This is a genomic window from Streptomyces sp. DT190, from assembly GCF_049846985.1.
Lineage (GTDB): Bacteria > Actinomycetota > Actinomycetes > Streptomycetales > Streptomycetaceae > Streptomyces.
The window spans coordinates 106353-127492 of sequence record NZ_JBNCNM010000008.1; the positions used below are offsets into that span (position 1 = coordinate 106353).

The following is a 21140-nucleotide window of genomic DNA, read 5'->3' on the forward strand; positions in this document are numbered from 1 at the left end:
AACGCACCCCTCCGGGTGCTTCAGCGGTCGCCCGTTCCGGTGCCGGCCGGGGAGCTTCAGCGCTCTCCTGTCCGCGTGCCGTACGGGAGGGAGGGATGCTCGGCGGTGGCGGTGGAGGTGGAGGTGGCGGTGGCGGTGGCGGTGGCGGTGCCGGTGGAGGTGGTCCGTGCCGGTGCCGGCCGGGGTGCTCAGTGGTGGTCTGTTCCCGTGCCGAACGGGGTGAAGAACGCCGGAGTGTGGTCGATCGGCGAAGCGGGGCGCCAGGTGGTGAGGGCCTGCGCGCTGCACACGAAGAGCTGCTCCGGCGGCCGGTCCAGGGCGAACCAGCGCCAGCGGCCCACGCTCTCCCCGGGCTGGTCCGAGGGCTCGCCCCGCCAGGCGGTGACCAGGGCGGGCACGGTCACCCGGACGACACCGCCCGCGTCGTCCAGGAGCGTCCCGAGCAGCCGGACGTCCTCGGGCCGGGCCGCCAGGCCGGTCTCCTCGCCGAGCTCGCGCACCACCGTCTCCTGCAATGACTCCCCGGGCTCCACCGTCCCGCCGGGCAGCTCCCACGTCCCGCGCCGGTGCCGCCCGAGCAGCAGACCGCGCGGCCCGTGCAGGATCGCGCCCACCCCGAGCGCCGCGTGCGCGACCGGTGGCTTGGCGACACGCGGCCGGGAGGAGACCCGGACCGGCCGCGTCACCCGGAAGAGCCGGTAGGACGCCCGGTTGCCCGGCTGGGGCGTGTCCAGCGTGTCGACCTGCTCCACCCGCAGCCCGTACTCGGTCAGCAGGTCCGTCCACACCTCGGTCGTGAGGACCCACATGTGCACCGTGACGTCCGGGCCGCCGGCCAGCCGCAGGGTCTCGGGCCGGGCGGCGACCCGGTCCGACGGCCCGTCACCCCGCGCGTTGGTGTGCAGCACCGTGAAGCAGAGCCTGCCCCCCGGCCTGAGCGCTCCCGCCAGGGCGGGCAGCAGCCGGTGCGGATCGATGTACGGGACGGCGTTCACGGAGTAGACGACGTCGTACGGCTCCGCCGTGCGCAGGTGCTCCACCGCGTCGGCCAGGACCAGCCGCAGCCCGGGCAGGGAGCCGTACCGGGCAAGGGCCCGCTCGTACTGGCCGGCCGAGGCGTCGACCGCGTCCACCAGCGCGCCGTGTGCCCTGACCAGATGGGCGGCCTGCCGGGCCGGACCGCACCCGAGGTCCAGCACCCGCCGCCCCGCCAGCTCCCCGAGCACCTCGACCCCGGGCCCCGCGCCCTCGAAGCCCCAGTCGACGCGGGCCGCCTCGGGCAGCACCGTGCCGCGTTGAAGGTGGTGGACGCCGTACCTGTGCCAGGCCTCGGCGTTGACGGCCTCGGGTGATCCGGTCGCCACCGCTCAGCCGCCCGCCACGGCGTCGCGCGGCAGCACCGTGACCCGGTGGAAGTTGCAGCCGGTGCCCTTCGGCTCGTCGGCCGCCGGGCGGGTCTGGTGGGCCTTGAGGGCGCTGCTGACCAGGGTGAGCAGCAGGTCGACGTCCGCCTCGCAGTCCAGGTGGACCGTCAGCCAGCACGAGCCGGGAACCAGGTGGATCGCGCTCGATCCGGACAGGTCGTAGTGGAAGCGCTGGATGGCCCGGCGGGTGAGGTGGAGGTCCACGTCCCGGTCCGAGTGGAAGTGGACGATCTCGTCGCGGACGGAACGGAGCGCCCGTCCGGTGCCGCAACTCGCCGGGCCCGCCGTCAGGTCGGGCCAGGCCTGCAGACGCTCCAGGGCGCGTCGGGCCAGAGTCATGACCCCATCGTCGCCTGCTCACCGCGCCGCAACCAGTGGTTGAGCGATTTGTAACCGGGACGTGAGGCACGAAGGCGGGGTCATCGCCCCGGCGCTCAAGCCGATTTGACCAGTCTGAGGTAGCGCTTCCAGTCCCAGTGCCGGCCCGGATCCGTGTGGTCGCTGCCCGGCACCTCGTGGTGGCCGATGATGTGCGCGCGGTTGCGGGGGATGTCGTACCGCGCGCAGATCGCCGCGGTGAGCCGGGCCGACCGCTCGTACATGGCGTCGGTGAAGTACCCGGGCCGGTCCACCCAGCCCTCGTGCTCGATACCGATGCTGCGGGTGTTGTAGTCCCAGTTCCCCGCGTGCCAGGCGATGTCGGCCTCGCGCACGCACTGCGCCACGTGCCCGTCGGAGGAGCGCACCACGTAGTGCGCGGACACCTTCTTGGCCGGATCGCGGAAGACGGACAGCGTGCCGGCGTAGGTCGTCTGCGCCACGTGGATGACCACGTAGTGCAGCGGGTGGGCGCGGGGGCGGTGCGACGGCGTGTAGTTGGCGCGCGTCGCCGGATGCCATGCCGCTCCGGGGTGGTCGACGGGCCGGGAGCGGGCCGCGGCGTGCGTGTCGGGAAGCAGGGCGAAGGGGACGGCGGCGAGGGCGGCTCCGGCGAGGAGGCCGCGCCTGCTGGGGAGGGAGGGTGTCCGGTCCATGATGGTGCCTTCCGGGTCCGGCGGTCAGGGCGTCAGGTGCTCGACTGCGGAGCGGCGGCCGGTGTGGTCGCGGCCCGCACGCATCAAGTTACGGCGCGTGACGGCCGGTCCGAAGGACACGATGCGTTTCGGTGGACGGGCGCGGGCTTGTGGACAACTCGCTCACCCGGCCGGGTGATTCCACCCACGTGACCCGGACTGCGTCCCGGTTTCCGGCCGTTGGCCGGCCGCTGTCGTCAGGCTCGCCCGGCGACGCCCGCCGGGTCGTCCAGCACCGCACGCACGACCGAGTGGGCCGCGCCGAGCAGCGGCCCCTCGGGGCCCAGCCGGGACACGGACACGGGACAGGCCGGGCCCGCGGTGCGCCGGGCCAACTCGTCCCGCAGGGCGGGCAGCAGCCAGGGCGCCAGCCCGGACAGCTCTCCGCCCAGCACCACACTCTCGGGGTCGAGGAGATTGACCGCGCCGGTCAGGGCGACGCCGAGCGCGGTGCCCGCGTTGCGCAGGGCCCGGCGGACGTCCTCGTCGCCCTCCGCCGCGCGTCCCGCGAGCAGCCCGACCCGGTCCTCGTCCGGCTCCAGGCCGGCGGCGCGCAGCACCGCCTCCTCACCGGCGTACTGCTCCAGGCAGCCGCGCCCTCCGCACCCGCACTCCGGTCCGTCCGGCCGGACCGGGACGTGGCCCAACTCGCCCGCGAAGCCGCGCGTTCCACGCAGCAGCCCGCCGTCCACCACGACCGCCGCGCCGATGCCGATCTCCGCCGACACGTGCAGGAAGTCGCGGGGGGTGGCCTCGCCGAGCCAGAGTTCCGCCAGGGCACCGAAGTTGGCTTCGTTGTCCACGGTCAGCGGGAGGTCCGCCGGCAGCAGCGCGCCCAGGTCGGTGTCGTGCCATTCGAGGTTCGGGGCGCGCACCACGGTCCGGGCGTCTCGCGCCACCAGGCCCGGTACGGCCACGGCGAGCCCGGCGGGCCACAGCCCTTCACCCTCCACCTCGGCGACGACCCGGTGGATCAGTTCGGTGAGCTCGGCGAGCACCGGTTCGGGGGCGCGGCCGCGGTTCGCGCCCTGGCGTATCACCCGTGCCCGGGTCGTGCCGCGCAGGTCGACGGCGCAGACCGCGAGGTGGTCGACGCCGACCTCCGCGCCGATCCCGGCCGGGCCGCGTCCGCTGACCGCGAGCGCGGAGCCCGGGCGGCCCACCCGGCCCGGCCGCTCGGGCCCGAGCTCCTCCAGCAGCCCCGAGCGGATCAACTCGTCGACGAGCGTGGACACCGCCGCCCGGGTCAGGCCGATCCGCGAGGCGACGGCGGCCCGGGACAGCGGACCCTCGGCGCGCACGGTGTGCAGGACACGGGCCAGATTGCGGCGGCGCATGCCCCGCTGGGTGTCGGGCAGCGCGCGCCCCGGCCCGGCGGGGTGGGTCTCGTGCGGCGAGCGTCCCGGGCCGGTGGGAGGGGGCTCGTGCGGCGAGCGTCCCGGGCCGGTGGGAGGGGTCTCGTGCGGCGAGTGTCCCGGGCCGGCGGGAGGGGTCTCGTGCGGCGAGCGTTCCGCCCCGTGGGGAGGGGTCTCGTGCGTCGAGTGTCCCGCCCCGTCGGGACGGGTCTCGTGCGGCGGTGCGGTCATGCCTGACGCCAGTCCTCAGTGGGTGTCGGTGGGCCGCTCCAGCAGCGGAGCCGCGTCGGAGAGTACCCCGGCGATCCTGTCCAGCGTCTCCTCGTCCCGCTCCACGGCGTCGAGCACCGGCCCGGCGGCCGTGTCCCACCGTCGGGCGACCGCCGCCGGGTCCTCGCCGGTCAGCAGCCCGGCAGCCTGCGCGGCGGCGCCCAGCGCCACCAGTTCCCTGGCCTCGGGCACCTGCACGGGACGACCCGACAGCCGCCGTACGGTGTCCTGCCACGCCCTGCCCCGGGCTCCGCCGCCGATCAGCAGCAGGGGTGCCGAGGGGTCGGCGTCCTCGTCGAGGACCAGGTCGAGCGCGCCCAGCAGGGAGTGGACGGCGCCGTCGTAGGCGGCCTGGAGCAGCTGGCCGGCGGTGGTGTCGTGGCGCAGGCCGTGCAGCAGGCCCGAGGCGTTCGGCAGGTTCGGGGTGCGTTCGCCGTCCAGGAAGGGCAGCAGGGTGACGGCCGTGCCCGGTTCGACGGCCTCGCGGTCCAGGCCCAGCAGCGTGGCGACGCGGTCGACGGCGAGCGTGCAGTTCAGCGTGCAGGCCAGCGGCAGCCAGTCGCCGCGGGCGTCGGCGAAGCCCGCCACCGTGCCGCTCGGGTCGGCCGGCCTGTGCCGCGACACGGCGTACACCGTGCCCGAGGTGCCCAGGCTCATCACCGGAGTACCCGGGCGGACGCCCAGGCCCAGCGCCGCCGCGGCGTTGTCGCCGGTGCCGGGCGCGACCAGGGTTCCCTTGGAGAACGGCAGGTCATGGCCGTCGCGCACGGTGCCCGCCACCTCGCCGGGCCGGACCACGCGGGGCAGCAGCGCCGGGTCGAGCCCCACGTGCGCCAGGATCTCCTCGTCGTACGCCTCCGTGCCCGAGGCCCACCAGCCCGTCCCCGAGGCGTCGCCGCGGTCGGTCGTGCCCTGACCCGTGAGCCGCTCGGTCAGGTAGTCGTGGGGCAGGCGCACCGCCCTCGTGGCGCGAACCGCCTCCGGCTCGTGCTCGGCCAGCCACGCCCACTTGGTGACGGTGAAGGAGGCGGCCGGGACGCTCCCGGTCCGCTCGGCCCAGAACTTCGCTCCGCCCAGCTCCTCCGTGAGGCGGCGGGCCTGCGGCGCCGAGCGCACGTCGTTCCAGAGCAGGGCCGGGCGCACCGGCTCGCCCCGGCCGTCCAGGGTGACCAAGCCGTGCTGCTGGCCGCCCACCGACACCGCGGCGGCCTCGTGTGCCGCCTCACCGCACTGGCGCAAGGCCTCGCGGAGCGCGTCCCACCACTGGCGCGGGTCGCTCTCGCGCCCGGCCCCGGAGGAGACCGTGTGCGACGCCTGGCCGCTCGCGACGACCCGGCCGGTGGCCGCGTCGACGACCAGCGCCTTCGTGGACTGGGTGGACGAGTCCACACCGACGACGAGCGGACCCTCGGCTGCTGACATCGGGCTTCTCCCTACTGCGCGTGGCACGTGTCTCCGTTCGGAGGCACGTTGTCTCTTCCCAGAGCGGTCCTCGCATACTAATTTGTAAATCGGCATGACGAATAGCCCCAACGAGCAAGGAGCCGCGGCATGAGCTACCAGCCCACCCCCGATGACAGGTTCACCTTCGGCCTGTGGACCGTCGGCTGGCAGGGACGGGACCCCTTCGGTGACGCCACGCGGCGTGCCCTGGACCCGGTCGAGACGGTGCAGCGCCTGGCCGAGCTCGGCGCCCACGGCGTCACCTTCCACGACGACGACCTGATCCCCTTCGGCTCGAGCGACACCGAGCGCGAGGCCCACGTCAAGCGCTTCCGGCAGGCGCTGGACGCCACGGGCATGAAGGTCCCGATGGCCACCACCAACCTCTTCACGCACCCGGTCTTCAAGGACGGCGCGTTCACCGCCAACGACCGCGACGTGCGCCGCTACGCGCTGCGCAAGACCATTCGCAACATCGACCTCGCCGCCGAGCTCGGTGCCCAGGTGTACGTGGCCTGGGGCGGCCGGGAGGGTGCCGAGTCGGGTGCCGCGAAGGACGTCCGCGCGGCCCTGGACCGGATGAAGGAGGCCTTCGACCTGCTCGGCGAGTACGTCACCTCCCAGGGCTACGACCTGCGCTTCGCGATCGAGCCCAAGCCGAACGAGCCGCGCGGCGACATCCTGCTGCCGACGGTCGGCCACGCCCTGGCGTTCATCGAGCGCCTGGAGCGCCCGGAGCTGTACGGCGTGAACCCCGAGGTCGGGCACGAGCAGATGGCCGGGCTGAACTTCCCGCACGGCATCGCGCAGGCGCTGTGGGCGGGCAAGCTCTTCCACATCGACCTCAACGGCCAGTCCGGCATCAAGTACGACCAGGACCTGCGCTTCGGCGCCGGTGACCTGCGAGCGGCGTTCTGGCTGGTCGACCTGCTGGAGTCGGCGGGCTACACCGGGCCCCGCCACTTCGACTTCAAGCCGCCGCGGACCGAGGACCTGGACGGCGTGTGGGCCTCGGCGGCGGGCTGCATGCGCAACTACCTCATCCTCAAGGAGCGCGCCGCCGCCTTCCGGGCCGACCCGGAGGTCCAGGAGGCCCTGCGCGCGGCCCGTCTGGACGAGTTGGCCCAGCCCACCGCGGCGGACGGCCTGCAGGCCCTGCTCGCCGACCGTTCGGCCTTCGAGGCGTTCGACGTCGAGGCGGCCGCGGCCCGCGGCATGGCCTTCGAGCGCCTGGACCAGCTGGCCATGGACCACCTGCTGGGCGCGCGCGGCTGAAGCGGCTCCGGTGGCCCTGTACGCGCGTTCGTGGTCCCCGGTGGGCCCGCACGCGCGCGTGCGGGCCCCGACCGGTCACGACGCCGGGCCGGCGGACGGGCCATTCCGGTGCATGGCGGTCCCGCCATGCACCGGAACCGTGCGGTCCGTGCCATGAGCGCGTATCAGCTTCCGCGCGCCCCTCCCGCGGCGGTCGGTACGCGGCGACTGTGGTCCGTATGGCCATGCCGCCCGTACCGCCTCACCCGCCCCGGTCTCCCCGGCGCCGGAATCCGCTGCTCCTGCTGCTGGCCGTGCTCGTGGCCGTCGCTGCCGTGTCCGTCGTGGTGCTGATGGCCTCGGGGCGGGACGACCCGCCGGACGACGAGCCGCCCGGAGCCGGTACGAGCAGCACGCCCGCGCCGTCCATCGGCATCCCCACGAAGTTGCCCAGCGAGCTGCCGACTCGTCTGCCCTCGGGCTTTCCGACGCGGCTGCCCAGCGAGCTGCCGAGTGATCTGCCGAGCGCGTTGCCGAGTGATCTGCCGAGCAATCTGCCCAGTGGGCTGGAGTCGCTCCTTCCGTCCCTGGGCCTCGGCGAGTGAGCTACTGCCCCGGAGCCGGAGCGGCCCCGTCACCGGCGGACTCCGCCGACGCCAGTGCCGTCGCCGGATCCTGGGCGGCGGCCCCCACGGGCTGCCAGCGGCCGCGCTCCTTGCGGTAGGGCCACCACCGGCCGTCCCGGCCCAGGCGCAGCTGCACCGGTGCGCCGACGGCCGTCCACCGGTTGGCCCGGGCCCGCAACTCGGGCCGTTCGTCCGGGTCCCAGGCCGTCTCCAGGGCGGCACGCGCGCGTGCCAGGGCTTCGCCCTCGACCCGCCACTCCTCGTCGAGGACGGACAGGGCGTCCACGCCGCCGTGGTGCCAGGCGCGCACGGCCGCCGCCAGTCCCTCCCGGCCGCGTCCCGAGCCGTCGGCGAGCCGGTCCGTCATCTCCCGGCCGGGAGGGGCCTGGTGCCCCACCGCCTGCTGCCCGGCGGCCGCCTGTGTCCCGGCGGCCGTCTCCTGTGCCTGTCCGGCGGTCGCCTTCTCCCTGCCGGTCGCCTTCTCCCTGCCGGTCGCCTTCTCCCTGTCGGTCGCCTCCTGCCCGGCTTCGCCCGCGGCCAGTCGTACGGCGTCCTGTGCGGGCGTCAACTCGGGCTCCCAGGCGCCCCGCAGCGCCTGGGCGAGCAGCCGATGGGCCCGTCCCGCGGTCCGCGCTGCCAGGAACTCCAGCGCGGCCGGATCGACGCCGGGCGCCGGCGCCGTCTCGGCGTCCAGTGAGGGCGGCGCCCCGGGTCCGTCGGGCAGGGCGGGCAGCCCGGGCAACGGCGGCAAAATGTCACCGGCGGCGTACGCCTCGGCGGCGTCCACGCCCTCCGCCCCGGGGGACTCCGCGGCCGACGCGCCGCCGCTGCGCCGGTGCAGGTCGCCCAGCACCCCGTCCTCGGGGCGTCCCCGCATCAGCAGCAGGACGAACGGGTCCTGGTCGAGCAGCCGCGCCACCTGGTAGCAGAGCGCCGCCGTGTGCCTGCAGTGGTCCCACGCCCCGCAGTCGCACTCCGGCTCCAGGTCGCCCAGGCCCGGCAGCAGGTCGACGCCCGCCGCCGCCGCGTCCTCGACCAGTTGCGGTGGCATCTCCCGGTCCAGCAGCGCCGCCACGTGCCCGGCCCGCTCCACCGTCATGTCCAGGAAGCGGTCCCACTGCCCGGGCGACAACTGCTCCAGCAGGACGTCGGCCCGGTGCGCCGTGTGGTCGCGGTCCTGGACGACCGCCGTCAGCCGGCCCGGACGTACCGACACCGCGCCGACCGCCCCCGCGCGGGCGAGCCTGCGGCCCGCCTTGAGCTGAGCGGAGTCCAGCGCCGTGTCCTCCAGCGCCTTCAGCCACGTCTGTCCCCACCAGGACTGCGCGAAACCACGCCCGCGCGCGGGCGGCAGCGCCGCGAACGTGCGCTCCGTGTCACCGTCGTACCGAGTCATCGCAGGTCCCCTCGCAGTGCGACCAGATCGGCCAGTTCCGCGTCCGTCAGCTCCGTGAGCGCCGCCTCGCCGGAGCCGAGGACCGCGTCCGCCAGCTCCCGCTTGCGGTGCAGCAGTTCCGCGATGCGGTCCTCGATGGTGCCCTCCGCGATGATCCGGTGCACCTGCACGGGCCGGGTCTGCCCGATGCGGTAGGCGCGGTCGGTCGCCTGCGCCTCGACGGCCGGGTTCCACCAGCGGTCGTAGTGCACCACGTGTTCGGCCCGGGTGAGGTTCAGGCCGGTGCCGGCCGCCTTCAGCGACAGCAGGAACACGGGCACCTCACCGTCCTGGAAGCGCTGGACCATGGCCTCCCGCTCGGCGACGGGCGTCCCGCCGTGCAAGAACTGCGAGGGCGTGCCGCGGGCGGCCAGGTGCCGTTCCAGGAGGCGGGCCGTCCGCACGTACTGCGTGAAGACCAGCACGCCCGCCCCCTCGGCGAGGATCGTGTCGAGCAGTTCGTCCAGCAGCTCCAGCTTCCCGGAGCGTCCGGCGACCACCGGCCGCTCCTCCTTGAGGTACTGCGCCGGGTGGTTGCAGATCTGCTTGAGGCCGGTCAGCAGCTTCACGATCATGCCGCGCCGGGCCATGCTGTCGGCGCCGGAGATGTCCGCGAGCGCCTCGCGCACCACGGCCTCGTACAGCGCCGTCTGCTCCGGCGTGAGCGACACGGCGTGGTCGGTCTCCGTCTTCGGCGGCAGTTCGGGGGCGATGCCCGGATCCGATTTGCGGCGGCGCAGCAGGAACGGCCGTACGAGCCGGGCCAGACGGTCCGCGGCGACCGGGTCCCGGCCGCCCTCCACGGCCTCCGCGTACCGCCTGCGGAAGGTGCCGAGCCGGCCCAGCAGCCCCGGCGTCGCCCAGTCGAGGATGGCCCACAGCTCCGACAGGTTGTTCTCCACCGGGGTGCCCGTGAGCGCCACGCGCGCGCGTGCCCCGATGGAACGCAGTTGCCGCGCGGTGGAGGAGTACGGGTTCTTCACGTGCTGCGCCTCGTCCGCCACGAGCATGCCCCAGGGCACCTCGGCCAGCCGGGCCGCGTCCAGACGCATCGTGCCGTACGTGGTGAGCACGAACTCCCCGTCGGCGAGGTCCTCCAGAGCGCGCCGAGGCCCGTGGAAGCGCCGCACGGGCGTGCCGGGCGCGAACCGCTCGATCTCCCGCTGCCAGTTGCCCATCAGGGACGTGGGGCAGACCACCAGGGTGGGCCCGGCGGACCGCGCGTCGGTCTGCCGGTGCAGGTGCAGCGCGATCAGCGTGACCGTCTTGCCCAGACCCATGTCGTCGGCGAGACAGCAGCCGAGGCCCAGCGACGTCATGCCCACCAGCCAGTTCAGGCCGCGCCGCTGGTAGTCCCGCAGTGTGGCCGCGAGGGCGGCCGGCTGGGCCACGGGCTGCTGTGCCTCGGGATCCGCGAGCCGCTCGCGCAGTGCCGCCAGCCAGCCGGTGGGCCGTACCTCGACCCGGTGGCCGTCCACCTCGGTCCAGCCCGTGAGGGCGGCGCTCAGGGCGTCCACCGGGGTGACCTTGCGGTCCTGCCGGGAGCGGGCGAGTGCCACCTCCCGGGGGTCGATCAGGACCCACTGGTCGCGCAGCCGTACCACCGGGCGCTTGGCCTCGGCGAGCCGGTCGAGCTCCGCGCGGCTCAGTCTCCGGTCGCCGAGTGCGAAGGACCAGTCGAAGGCGAGCAGCGCGTCGGCGGACAGGAACGACGGCACGGTGTCCGAGGAGCGGCCGGAACCCCGCTCGTCGCCGGAAGGGCCCACCTCCGCGCGCGTGGTGAACTCACGGGTCAGCTCCCTGGGCCAGTGCACGTCCACGCCGGCCGTCGCCAGGGCGCGGGCACCCGCGCCGAGGAGTTCGGTGACCTCGTCGTCGGCGAGGTCCACCGCGTCCGGCACCGTCGCCGACAGCAGGGGAGTGAGCGGGGCCCAGGCCCGGGCGGCCCGGCGCAGGGCGAGCAGGGCGTCCATCCGCGCGCGGGGGCCGAGGGCCTCGTCCGCGCTGCCTGCCCAGACGTCCGCGGCGTCCGCGACGAGTGCCGGATCGCTCACGCCGTGCACCTGCAGCACGGCCCGGAACGTCACGTCGGCGTCGAAGTCCTCGCCGACGTCGTCGGCCGTTCCCGTCAGGCCGTGCGCCTCGACGCGCAGCGACAGCCGCACGCCCGCGTCGAGACCCGCGGCGACGTCGGCGGCCCAGGGGCGCTGCCGGGGCAGATGCACCGGCTCCCGCGACGCGTAGGCGGGCCCGGCCGTCACCAGGGGCGCGGCGGGGGAGCGGGGCAGGGTGTCGGCCACGGCGTCGAGGAAGGCGCGCAGGAGCCGCTCCGGCTCGGGCAGCAGCAGAGGCCCGGCGCCGGGCAGTGGTGCGGCGCCGGGCAGCGGTACGGCGTGCGCCTCGGGAGGCATCGCGGCGGCGAGGTGGCGCAGGGCCTCGACGTCCTGGGCGCACAGCGGGCCCACGCGCCAGGCGTCGTGGTCGCCCGGCGACAGCCCCGGCAGCAGCAGTCCGCGTGCCACGAGGTGCAGGGCCTGCAGGGCGGCCGCGCCCCAGAAGACGGTGGAGCGGTGCCCCTGGCCGGTCACCCGCGCGCGGGTGAGGAGCGGCAGGGCCGCACCCACCGGCATCAGCAGGGCGGGCACGTCCAGCGCCTCGGCTCCGTCGCTGCCGGGCACGGCGACGGTGAGGTCCGTGACGGTGAGGTCCGTGACGGACGCCGGCGCGGCGCCCGCAGGGGGAGCGCCGTCGGGCCGCCAGAAGGCGACGGTGCCGGTACGGGCCGGGTCGCCGGGCACGAAGACAGCTCGGCAATCGGGCAACTCGGAGAGGTGGGAGTGAGCGGAGGAGGGTGCCGGGGGAGTCGACTGCTCGGCTATGGCTGATTCCTCAAATTTGACTAGTTGGCGGAGCGGCCGAGAGTACAGCACTTCGGGGTCGCGCGGGTAGGGAGTTGCTGTGAGGTGGGTCACTATGGATGCGCAGCGGTGTGTGCCGCGGCATCCCGCCGCGGTGGTGCGTGCGCGTTCCCGGCCGCCTGGGAGGGCGCCTCTCAGGGGTGCCTGTCAGGGTCGTCTTGGGGTCGCGCCTCAGGGATGTCTCAGGGGTGGCGCCGGAACCGCCGGAGTCGCGGGCCCGTTTTCATGGCAGAGAGCGGCGAGGGCCGCGAAGGAGGCGACAGTCATGTCGAAGAACGCCAAGATCGCCGCGGGTGGTGTGGCGGTCGGGCTCATCCTGATGATCTGGCTGCCCTGGTGGGCCGCGCTTCTGATCGTCCTGGGAGTCCCGGCCGCCGCCTACCTCACGCTGGATCCCGCACAGCGGCGCAGGCTGCGCCGCCTCAACCGCAAGGAGCTGGGCCGCTGACCGCCCGGTCCGTTCAGTTCGGCCGCACGGCCATCTTGTCGAGGGCGGCGAGCAGGCCCGGCAGCTCCGGCCCCCGGCCCACGGGCAGCACCTCGCCGGGCTCCTCGTCCAGGAGCACGAAGGCGATGTCGTCGGTCCTGGCCACCAGCGACCAGCCGGGGCCGTCCGCCCGCAGGGTCCGCGCGTCACCCGGCGCGAACGACGAGCGGACCCGGCCCAGAGGCGGGGGCGAGTCGATGTAGGTGCGGGCCTCCGCCAGGACACGCCGGATGCCGCTGTGACCGGGCTGCCCGCTCTCCCCTGCGCGGTCCGGGCCGCCGGCGGCCTCGCTCCCGTCGCCCGGAGTCGCCGCCGGCCCCGGCTGCGGAAAGGCGGCGTCGTCGACCTGGTCCCGCCAGGTCGCCCACTGCAGAGCGATCTCGTCCGCGCCCAGACGCCGCTGGGCCGGACCCCACACGCCGGTGTCCGGCGGAGTCAGCGGCGGCCGGTCGTCGGCCTCCGGGCCGGGATCGTGCGGCGCGGGCACGCCGGGAGCCGCGACGGCGACCGCGAGGGGCCAGCCGGGCAGAGCCGCGACCACCGTGCGCTCGTCGGGTGACAGCTCGTACTCCATGCCGCAGTCCCACGACGCGATCGCGACGGCCACCAGGGAGACGTCGTCGATGACCACGGTCCACCGGGCACCTTCGCCGTCCTGGCCGAGCACCAGCCCATAGCCGTCGGCGAGCGGCGCCAGGCCGAGCGCCGCGCACGCCTCCGGATAGTCGTCGCCCAGCACACTCGGGAACTTCGCCGGCGTCAGCAGCACCGCCGTGAGCACGTAGAGCGCATCGTCCGCGGCGGCGACGGCGTCCTCGTCCGTCCCGGCCATCCCAGCCTCCCCATCATTGGTCCATCGGCGCGCACCCTAGTGCGAGCGGAAGCCGCTTGTCACGACCTCGCAAGCGCACCCGGAGCTGCAGTTTTCCGGCGGACGGGGGCGAAACGGCCGTCCGGTGCCGGGCCCGTCAGGCCGCCGGCAGCCCCAGCAGCCCGCGCGCCACCGTCCCGGGCGCCTGGCCGCGCTCGCGCGCCAGAGCGACCACGGCCCGGCAGGCCAGCTCGTTCACGCCGAACGACAGCGCCTCCGGCGACACCCAGCCGGCCGCCTCGTCGGCCCGCTCCTGGTCGTCCTCCACGCTCGCCGTGACATAGACGGCAGCGGCCTCGAACAGGTTGTGCGGACGTCCGCCGTCACCGGCCTTCGGCTCCGTACGCAGTGCCTGAGCGACCCTTCCCCCGGCCTTGCGGAACCTGTCCCACATGCTGACCACCTTCCCCCAGCGCACCGTCCCCGCTCACCGTTCATCTCCCGGTCACCAACGTAGGGTTGGAGCTCCGCAGGCAGAAGGGGGACGGCACGGTGAAGCGTTTCGAACGGCTCGAACAGATCCGGAGGATGGACCCGTACCGCGAGGCCACGGAGATCTACCGGCTCAGTGTGGCGTACGAGTTCCCCTGGGACTTCGCCCGCTCCCTGGAACTGGCCCTCTACCGCACCTACGCCGTCCCGAGCATCGGCCGGCTGCTCGCCCGGACCGCGGAGCTCACGGACCGCACCCAGAAGCGCTACGACGACACCTCGCTGCTCCTGGACGCCGTCGTCGAGCACGGCTTCGGCAGCGAGCAGGGCAGGACCGCGATCCGCCGCATCAACCAGATGCACCGCAGCTACGACATCAGCGACGCGGACATGCGCTACGTGCTCTGCACCTTCGTCGTGATGCCGAAACGGTGGATCGACGCCTACGGCTGGCGCAGGATGTCACGCCACGAGACCGTCGCCGGTGTCGTCCACTACCGCACACTCGGGCAGCACATGGGCATCAAGGAGATCCCCGGGACGTACGAGGAGTTCGAGGCCTGCCTCGACGCCTACGAAGCGGCCCACTTCGCCTGGGACGAGGACGCCCGCCGCGTCTCGGACGCCACGCTCGCCCTGATGGCCTCCTGGTACCCGCGCCCGCTGCCGCCGCTGGTGCGCGCCACGACTCTCGCGCTGCTCGACGACTCGCTCCTCGAGGCCTTCCGCTACACCCCGCCCAGTGCCGGCACGCGTGCGTGGGTGCGCCGCGCGGTACGCCTGCGGGGGCGTGCCGTCCGTTTGCTGCCGCCCCGGCGCGCTCCGCACTTCGCCCGCCAGAACTGGGAGATCAAGGGCTACCCGAACGGCTACGAACTCGCCGAGCTGGGAACGCGGCCGGTCCCGGGCCTACGGGGCTGCCCGGTGCGGCACACGGGGGCGCCGGACGCCGGGGTGGGGTGAGAGGACGCTCGGTCTCGCGGAGGACAGAAGCTCGGTCTCGCGGACGGCTGGGGCCGGGCGCTCGGGGACGGCGGGGGCTCAGTCCTCACGGAGGGCCAGGGCTGAGCCCGGTGGACGGCGAGGGCTCGGTCCTCGCGGACGGCAGGGGCTCAATCTTCGCGCACGGCCAGGGCCAGGAAGCGGGACTCCTCGTCGACGTACGACGTCAGGCGCCACCCGGAACCGGCCAGCAGAGGACGGAGGTTGGGTTCCGCCCGCAGGTCTTCCGGGGTGAGCGGTCGGCCGTGGCGCGCCGCGAGGGCGGCCCTGCCGATCGGGTGGAACAGCGCCAGCACACCACCGGGACGCACCACACGCGCCAGCTCGCGCAGGTTCTCCGCCGGGCTCGCCAGATGCGAGACGAGCCCCGCCCCGAACACCGCGTCCAGCGACTGCGCGCGCAGCGGCAGTGCGGCGACGTCCGTGAGCAGCAGCGTCCCCTCCCGGTCCCGTCCGGCCCGTACGGCCTCCCGCAGCATGGCCGGAGTGAGATCGGCGCCCAGCACCACGCCCGAGGGCCCCACGGCGGCGCGCAGGGGCGGCAGGGCGCGGCCGGTGCCGCATCCGGCGTCGAGCACACGGTCTCCCGCCCGCAGGCCGAGCTCGGCGACCGCGGCGGCGTAGGCCGGGCCGTCGTCGGGGAACCGGCTGTCCCAGTCGGCGGCGCGGGCGGTGAAGAACTCCTGGACACGCGTCTGGTCGTCGCTCATGCACCGCATGATTCCTCACCGGCGCGGAGGACGCCTCAGTGCACACGTTCGAGCGTGACCCGATCGTTCCGATGCATCGCCGCGTCAGATTGCAACAGCTTTCGAAACACGCCCCCTTTGTGTGCCTCCGCCGGGTCTAGCGTCCCGGGGCCATGGGACACCTGGACCACGCCGCCCTGGGGTGGCTGACCCCCGCGCTGTCGTACGTGATGGCCTGCATAGGCGCCGCCCTCGGACTGCGCTGCACCGTCCGCGCGCTCGCCGCCACCGGGCGCTCGCGCCGCAACTGGCTCCTCACCGCCGCCTCGGCGATCGGCACCGGCATCTGGACCATGCACTTCGTGGCCATGCTCGGGTTCGGCGTCGCCGGCACCGGCCTCCGCTACGACGTGCCGCTCACGCTGCTCAGCCTGCTCGTGGCCATGGTCGTCGTCTGCGCGGGCGTCTTCGCCGTCGGTTACGGCCGTGACCGCGGCCGGGCGCTGTTCGTGGGCGGGCTCACGACCGGCCTCGGCGTCGCGAGCATGCACTACCTCGGCATGGCGGCCGTCCGCCTGCACGGTGACGTGACCTACGACCCGGCGCTCGTCATGCTCTCCGTCCTGATCGCCGTCGTCGCCGCGACCGCGGCGCTGTGGGCGGCGCTCAATATCAAGTCGCCCGTCGCGGTCACCCTCGCCTCCCTGATCATGGGCGCGGCCGTCAGCAGCATGCACTACACCGGGATGCTCGCGGTGAACGTGCGCGTGACACCCTCCGGGGACGTCCTGCCCGGGGCGGAGGCGATGCAGTTCATCTTCCCTCTGGCCGTCGGCCTCGGGTCCTACCTCTTCCTGGCCTCGGCCTTCGTCGCGCTGTCGCCGACGGCGGGGGAGCGGGAGGCCTCCGTGTCGGCCCAGCGACCGGTCGGGAGCGTCCCGCCCTAGGGCGGGGGGAGAGGGAGAAGCCGGCGCGGCTTCGGGCGGTCCGCGTCAGCGTCAGCCACGGGGACGCCGTCCGCGTCAGCCACGGGGAAGCCACGGCCGCGGACGATCCCCCCGGTCCGGACGGTCCGTCCCCCGACCCACACTCCCGAGCGAGGAGTCCATGCGTACACCCCGTAGGCCCTCCACCGACGGCGCAGAGGCGCCGCCCCCGCCCGTGCGCGGTCGCCGCGCGCATGCCGGACCACCGGCCGACGAGGGACCCGACGAGTTTTCCGGCACCGCGCGGGACGGGGCGTCCGCACGCGCGGAGCGGTGGCACATACGTCCGCGCACCGTGCGCGCCAAGATCGTCTGCCTGCTGATGGTGCCGGTGGTCTCCCTGCTGGCGCTGTGGGCCAACGCCACCGTCACCACCGCCCAGGACATCGCCCGGCTCCGGCAGGTGCAGCGTGTGGACGCCGCGGTGCGCGCCCCCGTCTCCGCCGCGGTCGCCGCTCTCCAGGCCGAACGCGCGGCCGCCGTGCGCCACGCCACCGACCCGTCCGCCGTACCGCCCGGCGAACTGGACGAACTCGCCCGGCGCACCGACCGGGCCGTCGCGCAGCTGCGGCTCGGGAAGAACGACACCGTCGCCGTCAGCGAGGCACTGCCCGACGGAGTCGCGCGCAGGCTGGAGGAGTTCGTCGCCGGAGCCGAGCAACTGCGCCCCTTGCGGACGGCGGTACGGGCGGGGGGCGTCGGCTGGGCGGAGACGTACGGCCGCTACACCCGGACCATCGGGGCGGCGTTCGGTGTCGGCGGCGCCCTCACCGGCATTCAGGACGCGGAACTGGGCTCCGACGCGCGCGTGCTGCTCGAATTCGCCCGCGCGGGCGAGGCGCTGGCGCAGGAGGACGCCGTCCTGGCGAGCGCCCGCCTGGACGGCACCCTCCACGGCGAACGGCTGCGGTTGTTCACCGGTGCGGTGGAACTCCGCCGCACCCTCACCGGCTCCGCCGTCGCCGATCTGCACGGCACCGAGCGCTCCGCCTGGGACGCCCTGGCCGGCAGCGACACCTACGCCGGACTGGTCACGGCCGAGGACGGGGTCCTCACCCGCGCTCCGGGGACCAGGGCGGTCGAGGCGGCTCCCGAGGACACCTGGAACACGGCGCACGCGCGCGTGCAGAACGGTATGCGGACGATCGAGGACGAGGCGGCCCGTGGCGTCGCGCGGCGGGCCGACCCGTTCACCCGAGGACTGCTCACTCCGGCCGGAGCCGCCGTGCTGTTCGGACTCGCCGCCGTCGCCGCCTCACTCGTCATCTCCGTGCGCATCGGCCGCGGCCTCGTGGTGGAACTCGTGAGCTTGCGCAACACGGCCCTGGAGATCGCCCGGCGCAAGCTCCCCGAGGCCATGCGGAAACTGCGTGCGGGCGAGGAGATCGACGTCCACGCCGAAGCACCGCCCGGTCCGCCCGCGGAGGACGAGACCGGCCAGGTCGCCGAGGCCCTCGGCACCGTCCACCGCGCCGCGCTGCGGGCCGCCGCGGAACGGGCCGAACTCGCCAGCGGCATCTCCGGCGTCTTCGTCAACCTCGCCCGCCGCAGCCAGATCCTCGTCCACCGGCAGCTCAGTCTCCTCGACAGCATGGAACGCCGCTCCGACGACCCGAACGAACTCAGCGACCTCTTCCGCCTCGACCACCTCACCACCCGCATGCGGCGCCACGCGGAGAGCCTGATCATCCTCTCCGGAGCGGCTCCCGGCCGGGCCTGGCGCATGCCCGTCTCCCTGACGAACGTGGTCCGCGCCGCCGTGTCCGAAGTGGAGGACTACGCGCGCGTGGAGGTACGGCAGCTCCCCGAGGCAGCCGTCGCCGGAGCCGCCGTAGCCGACCTCACCCACCTGCTCGCCGAGATCATCGAGAACGCCGCCCAGTTCTCGCCGCCCCACACGCGCGTGCGGGTCACCGGCGAACCCGTCGGCAACGGCTACGCCGTGGAGGTCGAGGACCGGGGGCTCGGCATGGGCAAGGAGACCCTCGCCGAGGCCAACCGCCGCATCGCCGAGTCCGAGGCACTCGACCTGTTCGACAGCGACCGGCTCGGCCTGTTCGTCGTCAGCAGGCTCGCCGCCCGGCACGGCGTCAAGGTCCACCTGAGGACCTCACCGTACGGCGGTACGACCGCGGTCGTGCTGCTGCCCACCGCCCTGTTGCACACCACGACGGCGGAACGACCCCGCGAAGCGGCGGCCCACACGCGGCAGCCCGGGGAACGCGTCCACACGCGCGTGCCCGAGGACGGCGCACCGTGGGACGCCGTCGATGCCCCGGCCGACCGGCGCGCCCTCGTGGCCCCCGTCCCCGCACCCGTGTCCGCACCCGCGGCTGCGGACACGACGGGTCGAGCCGAGACCACGCGTCACACCCCACCCCCAGGAGTCGCCACCTTGCGACTGCACCGCCCCCAGGAACAGCCCGACGCATCCGACGGCCTGCCGCGTCGCGTACGCCAGGCCAGCCTCGCCCCGCAACTGCGCGACGGACGACCCGAGGAGCCGCCCCCGGCTCCGGCACCCCGGGACGACGAACGCACACCCGAACTCGTGCGGGACCGCATGACGGCCTACCGCGACGGCTGGATGCGCGGCGGTGGCGGACGACCCGGCCGCGGAACCACTCCCCGCCCCGCGACGGGCGGCGACAGCAGTGAAGGAGACCGCGCATGATCCAGGACCCGAGCACGCACGCCGCCCGACGCTCCGGCGAACTCGACTGGCTGCTCGACGATCTGGTGCTCCGCGTGAGCGAGATCCGGCACGCCGTGGTGCTGTCCAACGACGGCCTCGCCGTGGGCGCCTCGACCGACCTGCGCCGTGAGGACGCCGAGCATCTCGCCGCGGTCGCCTCCGGGTTCCACAGCCTCGCCAAGGGGACGGGGCGGCACTTCGGCGTCGGCGGGGTCCGCCAGACGATGGTGGAGATGGACGAGGGCTTCCTCTTCGTGGCCGCCGCCGGCGACGGCTCCTGCCTCGCCCTCCTCACCGCCGTGACCGCCGACATCGGCCTCGTGGCCTACGAGATGGCCCTCATGGTCAAGCGCGTCGGCGAGCACCTCGGCACGGCACCCCGCGTCGGCGTGCGGCCACCCGCCGCCGGATGAGACGGGAGGGCGGTCCGCCGAGATGACCGAGGACATGACGGGCACCCCGCGCGAGCAGGGCAGCCAGTGGTACGACAGCGAGGCCGGCCCGCTCGTCCGCCCCTACGCCATGACGGGCGGCCGCACCCGGCCCGGGCCCACCGGCGTCCGGTTCGACCTGATCGCCCTGGTCACCCTGGACCCGGCCGCGCCCGCCGTGGACGACGCCCCACTCGGCCCGGAACACCGCGCCCTGATCGGCCTGTGCCGCACGGAGACCCAGTCGGTCGCCGAACTCGCCGCCGGCGCGGACCTGCCCGTGGGCGTGGTCAGGGTCCTCCTCGGCGACCTCCTGGAACTCGGCCACGTCACCGTCAGCCGCCCGGTGCCTCCGGCGCAACTGCCCGACGAACGCATCCTGCGCGAGGTGATCGAGGGGTTGAAGGCGCTGTAGACGAACCCGCAGCCGGCCGAAGCGTCCGCATCCGGCACGGACGAACCCGAACTCCGCGCGGGACGACTCGAACTCCGCGCGGGACGACTCGAACTCCGCGCGGGACGACTCGAACTCCGCGCGGGACGACTCGAACCCCGCGCGGGACGACTGGAACCCCGCGCGGGCGGAACCGAACCCCCGCACGAACAGACCCGCATCCCACCCGCAGGCACGGCACCCGTTGCCGGCCCTCCCGAGAGAAGTGATCCATGGTCTCCGAGCACTCCGACGCCGAGGACGGCGAGAGCGCCGCGCTGGCGTTGAAGATTCTGGTCGCCGGCGGTTTCGGGGTGGGCAAGACCACCCTGGTCGGCGCCGTCAGCGAGATCCGGCCGCTGCGCACCGAGGAACTCCTCAGCGAGGCGGGCCAGTCGGTGGACGACACCGACGGCGTGGACCACAAGAGCACCACGACCGTCGCAATGGACTTCGGACGCATCACCATCCGCTCCGGTCTGTCGCTCTACCTGTTCGGCACACCCGGCCAGGACCGGTTCTGGTTCCTGTGGGACGAACTGGCGCAGGGGGCGCTCGGTGCGGTGGTCCTCGCGGACACCCGCCGCCTGGAGGACTGCTTCCCCGCGGTGGACTACTTCGAGCACCGGCGCATCCCGTTCGTGGTGGCCGTCAACTGCTTCGCGGGCGCCCGGCGCCACGACGTCCCGGACGTCTCCCGCGCCCTCGACCTGGACCGGGGCACACCCGTCGTGCTGTGCGACGCACGTGACCGGGACTCGGGCAAGGAGGTGCTGATCCGGCTTGTCGAATACGCCGGGCGCATGCACACCGCCCGGCTCCTCGACTCGGTCGGCTGACCCGGTGACCGCGGGCTCAGTCCGCGACGCTCCGCTCCGCCAGGACCCGGTCGATCGTGACGCGCACGAGGAGTTCCCCCGGTACGCCGTTGCGGGCGCCGAACTCCTCGGCGCGCTCCTCGCCCATGTACCGGGCACCGATTCGCGTGGCCCAGAGTCTCGTCTCGTCGAGGTCCTCCGAGATCCGGGCACGGCCCGTCAGCACGACATAGGAGTAGGGCGGCCGGTCGTCGTCCACGCACAGGGCGACCCGGCCGTCCCGGGCGATGTTGCGCCCCTTCACGCTGCTCTTGCCGGTGTTGAACACCAGCTCGTCCCCGTCCAGCACGAACCAGATCGGGGTCACGTGCGGGCTGCCGTCGGCCCGGACCGTGGACAGTTTTCCGGTGCGGGTGCCGTGCGAGACGAACTCCCGCCATTGCGCGTCGGTCATCTTCTCTGCCATGGCTCCCATCCTCCTTGCCCCGGCCGCGGTCC

20 protein-coding genes are annotated in these 21140 nt (G+C 74.3%); 9 read left to right on the top strand and 11 right to left on the bottom strand.

Annotated elements, in window-relative coordinates; translation table 11 throughout:
• Positions 1 to 188: 188 nt before the first annotated feature.
• From ACPXCS_RS16615 to xylB, 5 genes are all read right to left on the bottom strand, one after another.
• Positions 189 to 1364 (bottom strand): bifunctional class I SAM-dependent methyltransferase/NUDIX hydrolase, encoded by a 1176-nt coding sequence (locus ACPXCS_RS16615; RefSeq protein WP_425950371.1) that lies wholly within the window; start codon positions 1362 to 1364, stop codon positions 189 to 191.
• A 3-nt stretch (positions 1365 to 1367) separates the two neighbouring features.
• Complete coding sequence (locus ACPXCS_RS16620; RefSeq protein WP_425950373.1) at positions 1368 to 1763, bottom strand: luciferase family protein; 396 nt, start codon at positions 1761 to 1763, stop codon at positions 1368 to 1370.
• 95 nt (positions 1764 to 1858) lie between these two features.
• Positions 1859 to 2458 carry an N-acetylmuramoyl-L-alanine amidase gene (locus ACPXCS_RS16625; RefSeq protein WP_425950375.1) on the bottom strand — a complete coding sequence of 200 codons (600 nt, stop codon included), beginning with the start codon at positions 2456 to 2458 and terminating at the stop codon, positions 1859 to 1861.
• Positions 2459 to 2694: 236 nt separating this feature from the next.
• Entirely contained in the window at positions 2695 to 3834 is a 1140-nt protein-coding gene (locus ACPXCS_RS16630; RefSeq protein ID WP_425950376.1) for an ROK family protein, read from the bottom strand.
• A gap of 264 nt (positions 3835 to 4098) precedes the next feature.
• Positions 4099 to 5544 carry a xylulokinase gene (gene xylB / locus ACPXCS_RS16635; protein ID WP_425950378.1) on the bottom strand — a complete coding sequence of 482 codons (1446 nt, stop codon included), beginning with the start codon at positions 5542 to 5544 and terminating at the stop codon, positions 4099 to 4101.
• A gap of 129 nt (positions 5545 to 5673) precedes the next feature.
• On the opposite strand from xylB, the gene xylA reads away from it, so the two are divergent.
• Both xylA and ACPXCS_RS16645 read left to right on the top strand, forming a co-directional pair.
• Positions 5674 to 6840, top strand: a complete 1167-nt coding sequence (xylA, locus tag ACPXCS_RS16640; protein ID WP_425950379.1) for a xylose isomerase — start codon at positions 5674 to 5676, stop codon at positions 6838 to 6840.
• Between the two features lie 218 nt (positions 6841 to 7058).
• Complete coding sequence (locus tag ACPXCS_RS16645; RefSeq protein ID WP_425950381.1) at positions 7059 to 7424, top strand: hypothetical protein; 366 nt, start codon at positions 7059 to 7061, stop codon at positions 7422 to 7424.
• A 1-nt stretch (position 7425) separates the two neighbouring features.
• On the opposite strand, the gene ACPXCS_RS16650 is transcribed toward ACPXCS_RS16645, so the two are convergent.
• Together ACPXCS_RS16650 and ACPXCS_RS16655 are read right to left on the bottom strand one after the other, a co-directional pair.
• On the bottom strand, positions 7426 to 8841 hold the full coding sequence (locus ACPXCS_RS16650; protein ID WP_425950382.1) for an SWF or SNF family helicase: 1416 nt from the start codon (positions 8839 to 8841) through the stop codon (positions 7426 to 7428).
• The gene (locus tag ACPXCS_RS16655; RefSeq protein ID WP_425950479.1) at positions 8838 to 11759 is read right to left on the bottom strand and encodes a DEAD/DEAH box helicase; all 2922 of its coding nucleotides are present in this window, start codon (positions 11757 to 11759) and stop codon (positions 8838 to 8840) included. Before ACPXCS_RS16655 ends, ACPXCS_RS16650 begins: the two co-directional genes overlap by 4 nt.
• 304 nt (positions 11760 to 12063) lie before the next feature.
• Between ACPXCS_RS16655 and ACPXCS_RS16660 the strand changes: the two genes are divergently transcribed.
• Positions 12064 to 12246, top strand: coding sequence for a hypothetical protein (locus ACPXCS_RS16660; RefSeq protein ID WP_425950384.1), 183 nt, complete (start codon positions 12064 to 12066; stop codon positions 12244 to 12246).
• Between the two features lie 13 nt (positions 12247 to 12259).
• On the opposite strand, the gene ACPXCS_RS16665 is transcribed toward ACPXCS_RS16660, so the two are convergent.
• Together ACPXCS_RS16665 and ACPXCS_RS16670 are read right to left on the bottom strand one after the other, a co-directional pair.
• Positions 12260 to 13117 carry a hypothetical protein gene (locus ACPXCS_RS16665; RefSeq protein ID WP_425950385.1) on the bottom strand — a complete coding sequence of 286 codons (858 nt, stop codon included), beginning with the start codon at positions 13115 to 13117 and terminating at the stop codon, positions 12260 to 12262.
• A gap of 136 nt (positions 13118 to 13253) precedes the next feature.
• Positions 13254 to 13550, bottom strand: coding sequence for a hypothetical protein (locus tag ACPXCS_RS16670; protein WP_425950386.1), 297 nt, complete (start codon positions 13548 to 13550; stop codon positions 13254 to 13256).
• Positions 13551 to 13648: 98 nt separating this feature from the next.
• Between ACPXCS_RS16670 and ACPXCS_RS16675 the strand changes: the two genes are divergently transcribed.
• Positions 13649 to 14551 (top strand): oxygenase MpaB family protein, encoded by a 903-nt coding sequence (locus ACPXCS_RS16675; protein ID WP_425950388.1) that lies wholly within the window; start codon positions 13649 to 13651, stop codon positions 14549 to 14551.
• A gap of 149 nt (positions 14552 to 14700) precedes the next feature.
• On the opposite strand, the gene ACPXCS_RS16680 is transcribed toward ACPXCS_RS16675, so the two are convergent.
• Positions 14701 to 15300, bottom strand: a complete 600-nt coding sequence (locus ACPXCS_RS16680) for a class I SAM-dependent methyltransferase (RefSeq protein WP_425950390.1) — start codon at positions 15298 to 15300, stop codon at positions 14701 to 14703.
• A gap of 152 nt (positions 15301 to 15452) precedes the next feature.
• Here ACPXCS_RS16680 and ACPXCS_RS16685 point away from each other — a divergent pair, with 152 nt between their 5' ends.
• The 5 genes from ACPXCS_RS16685 to ACPXCS_RS16705 all read left to right on the top strand — a co-directional run bounded on the left by ACPXCS_RS16685 (position 15453) and on the right by ACPXCS_RS16705 (position 20663).
• Positions 15453 to 16226 carry an MHYT domain-containing protein gene (locus ACPXCS_RS16685; protein WP_425950392.1) on the top strand — a complete coding sequence of 258 codons (774 nt, stop codon included), beginning with the start codon at positions 15453 to 15455 and terminating at the stop codon, positions 16224 to 16226.
• A 160-nt stretch (positions 16227 to 16386) separates the two neighbouring features.
• Complete coding sequence (locus ACPXCS_RS16690) at positions 16387 to 18939, top strand: nitrate- and nitrite sensing domain-containing protein (RefSeq protein ID WP_425950394.1); 2553 nt, start codon at positions 16387 to 16389, stop codon at positions 18937 to 18939.
• Positions 18936 to 19373 carry a roadblock/LC7 domain-containing protein gene (locus ACPXCS_RS16695; RefSeq protein ID WP_425950395.1) on the top strand — a complete coding sequence of 146 codons (438 nt, stop codon included), beginning with the start codon at positions 18936 to 18938 and terminating at the stop codon, positions 19371 to 19373. The genes ACPXCS_RS16690 and ACPXCS_RS16695 overlap by 4 nt, the downstream gene beginning before the upstream one ends.
• Before the next feature lie 22 nt (positions 19374 to 19395).
• On the top strand, positions 19396 to 19806 hold the full coding sequence (locus ACPXCS_RS16700) for a DUF742 domain-containing protein (RefSeq protein WP_425950397.1): 411 nt from the start codon (positions 19396 to 19398) through the stop codon (positions 19804 to 19806).
• 251 nt (positions 19807 to 20057) lie between these two features.
• A complete protein-coding gene (locus tag ACPXCS_RS16705) occupies positions 20058 to 20663 on the top strand; it encodes a GTP-binding protein (RefSeq protein ID WP_425950398.1) in 606 nt (201 codons plus the stop codon).
• A 16-nt stretch (positions 20664 to 20679) separates the two neighbouring features.
• On the opposite strand, the gene ACPXCS_RS16710 is transcribed toward ACPXCS_RS16705, so the two are convergent.
• The gene (locus ACPXCS_RS16710; protein WP_425950399.1) at positions 20680 to 21108 is read right to left on the bottom strand and encodes a PPOX class F420-dependent oxidoreductase; all 429 of its coding nucleotides are present in this window, start codon (positions 21106 to 21108) and stop codon (positions 20680 to 20682) included.
• Positions 21109 to 21140: the final 32 nt, after the last annotated feature.

Bases quoted from the DNA above. Each gene is read 5' to 3' on its own strand.
- ACPXCS_RS16680 (WP_425950390.1), bottom strand. From the start codon at position 15,300: ATGAGCGACGACCAGACGCGTGTCCAGGAGTTCTTCACCGCCCGCGCC.
- ACPXCS_RS16695 (WP_425950395.1), top strand. From the start codon at position 18,936: ATGATCCAGGACCCGAGCACGCACGCCGCCCGACGCTCCGGCGAACTC.
- xylB (WP_425950378.1), bottom strand. From the start codon at position 5,544: ATGTCAGCAGCCGAGGGTCCGCTCGTCGTCGGTGTGGACTCGTCCACC.
- ACPXCS_RS16620 (WP_425950373.1), bottom strand. From the start codon at position 1,763: ATGACTCTGGCCCGACGCGCCCTGGAGCGTCTGCAGGCCTGGCCCGAC.
- ACPXCS_RS16710 (WP_425950399.1), bottom strand. From the start codon at position 21,108: ATGGCAGAGAAGATGACCGACGCGCAATGGCGGGAGTTCGTCTCGCAC.
- ACPXCS_RS16630 (WP_425950376.1), bottom strand. From the start codon at position 3,834: ATGCGCCGCCGCAATCTGGCCCGTGTCCTGCACACCGTGCGCGCCGAG.
- ACPXCS_RS16700 (WP_425950397.1), top strand. From the start codon at position 19,396: ATGACCGAGGACATGACGGGCACCCCGCGCGAGCAGGGCAGCCAGTGG.
- ACPXCS_RS16670 (WP_425950386.1), bottom strand. From the start codon at position 13,550: ATGTGGGACAGGTTCCGCAAGGCCGGGGGAAGGGTCGCTCAGGCACTG.
- ACPXCS_RS16705 (WP_425950398.1), top strand. From the start codon at position 20,058: ATGGTCTCCGAGCACTCCGACGCCGAGGACGGCGAGAGCGCCGCGCTG.
- xylA (WP_425950379.1), top strand. From the start codon at position 5,674: ATGAGCTACCAGCCCACCCCCGATGACAGGTTCACCTTCGGCCTGTGG.
- ACPXCS_RS16660 (WP_425950384.1), top strand. From the start codon at position 12,064: ATGTCGAAGAACGCCAAGATCGCCGCGGGTGGTGTGGCGGTCGGGCTC.
- ACPXCS_RS16645 (WP_425950381.1), top strand. From the start codon at position 7,059: ATGGCCATGCCGCCCGTACCGCCTCACCCGCCCCGGTCTCCCCGGCGC.
- ACPXCS_RS16690 (WP_425950394.1), top strand. From the start codon at position 16,387: ATGCGTACACCCCGTAGGCCCTCCACCGACGGCGCAGAGGCGCCGCCC.
- ACPXCS_RS16625 (WP_425950375.1), bottom strand. From the start codon at position 2,458: ATGGACCGGACACCCTCCCTCCCCAGCAGGCGCGGCCTCCTCGCCGGA.
- ACPXCS_RS16685 (WP_425950392.1), top strand. From the start codon at position 15,453: ATGGGACACCTGGACCACGCCGCCCTGGGGTGGCTGACCCCCGCGCTG.
- ACPXCS_RS16650 (WP_425950382.1), bottom strand. From the start codon at position 8,841: ATGACTCGGTACGACGGTGACACGGAGCGCACGTTCGCGGCGCTGCCG.
- ACPXCS_RS16665 (WP_425950385.1), bottom strand. From the start codon at position 13,117: ATGGCCGGGACGGACGAGGACGCCGTCGCCGCCGCGGACGATGCGCTC.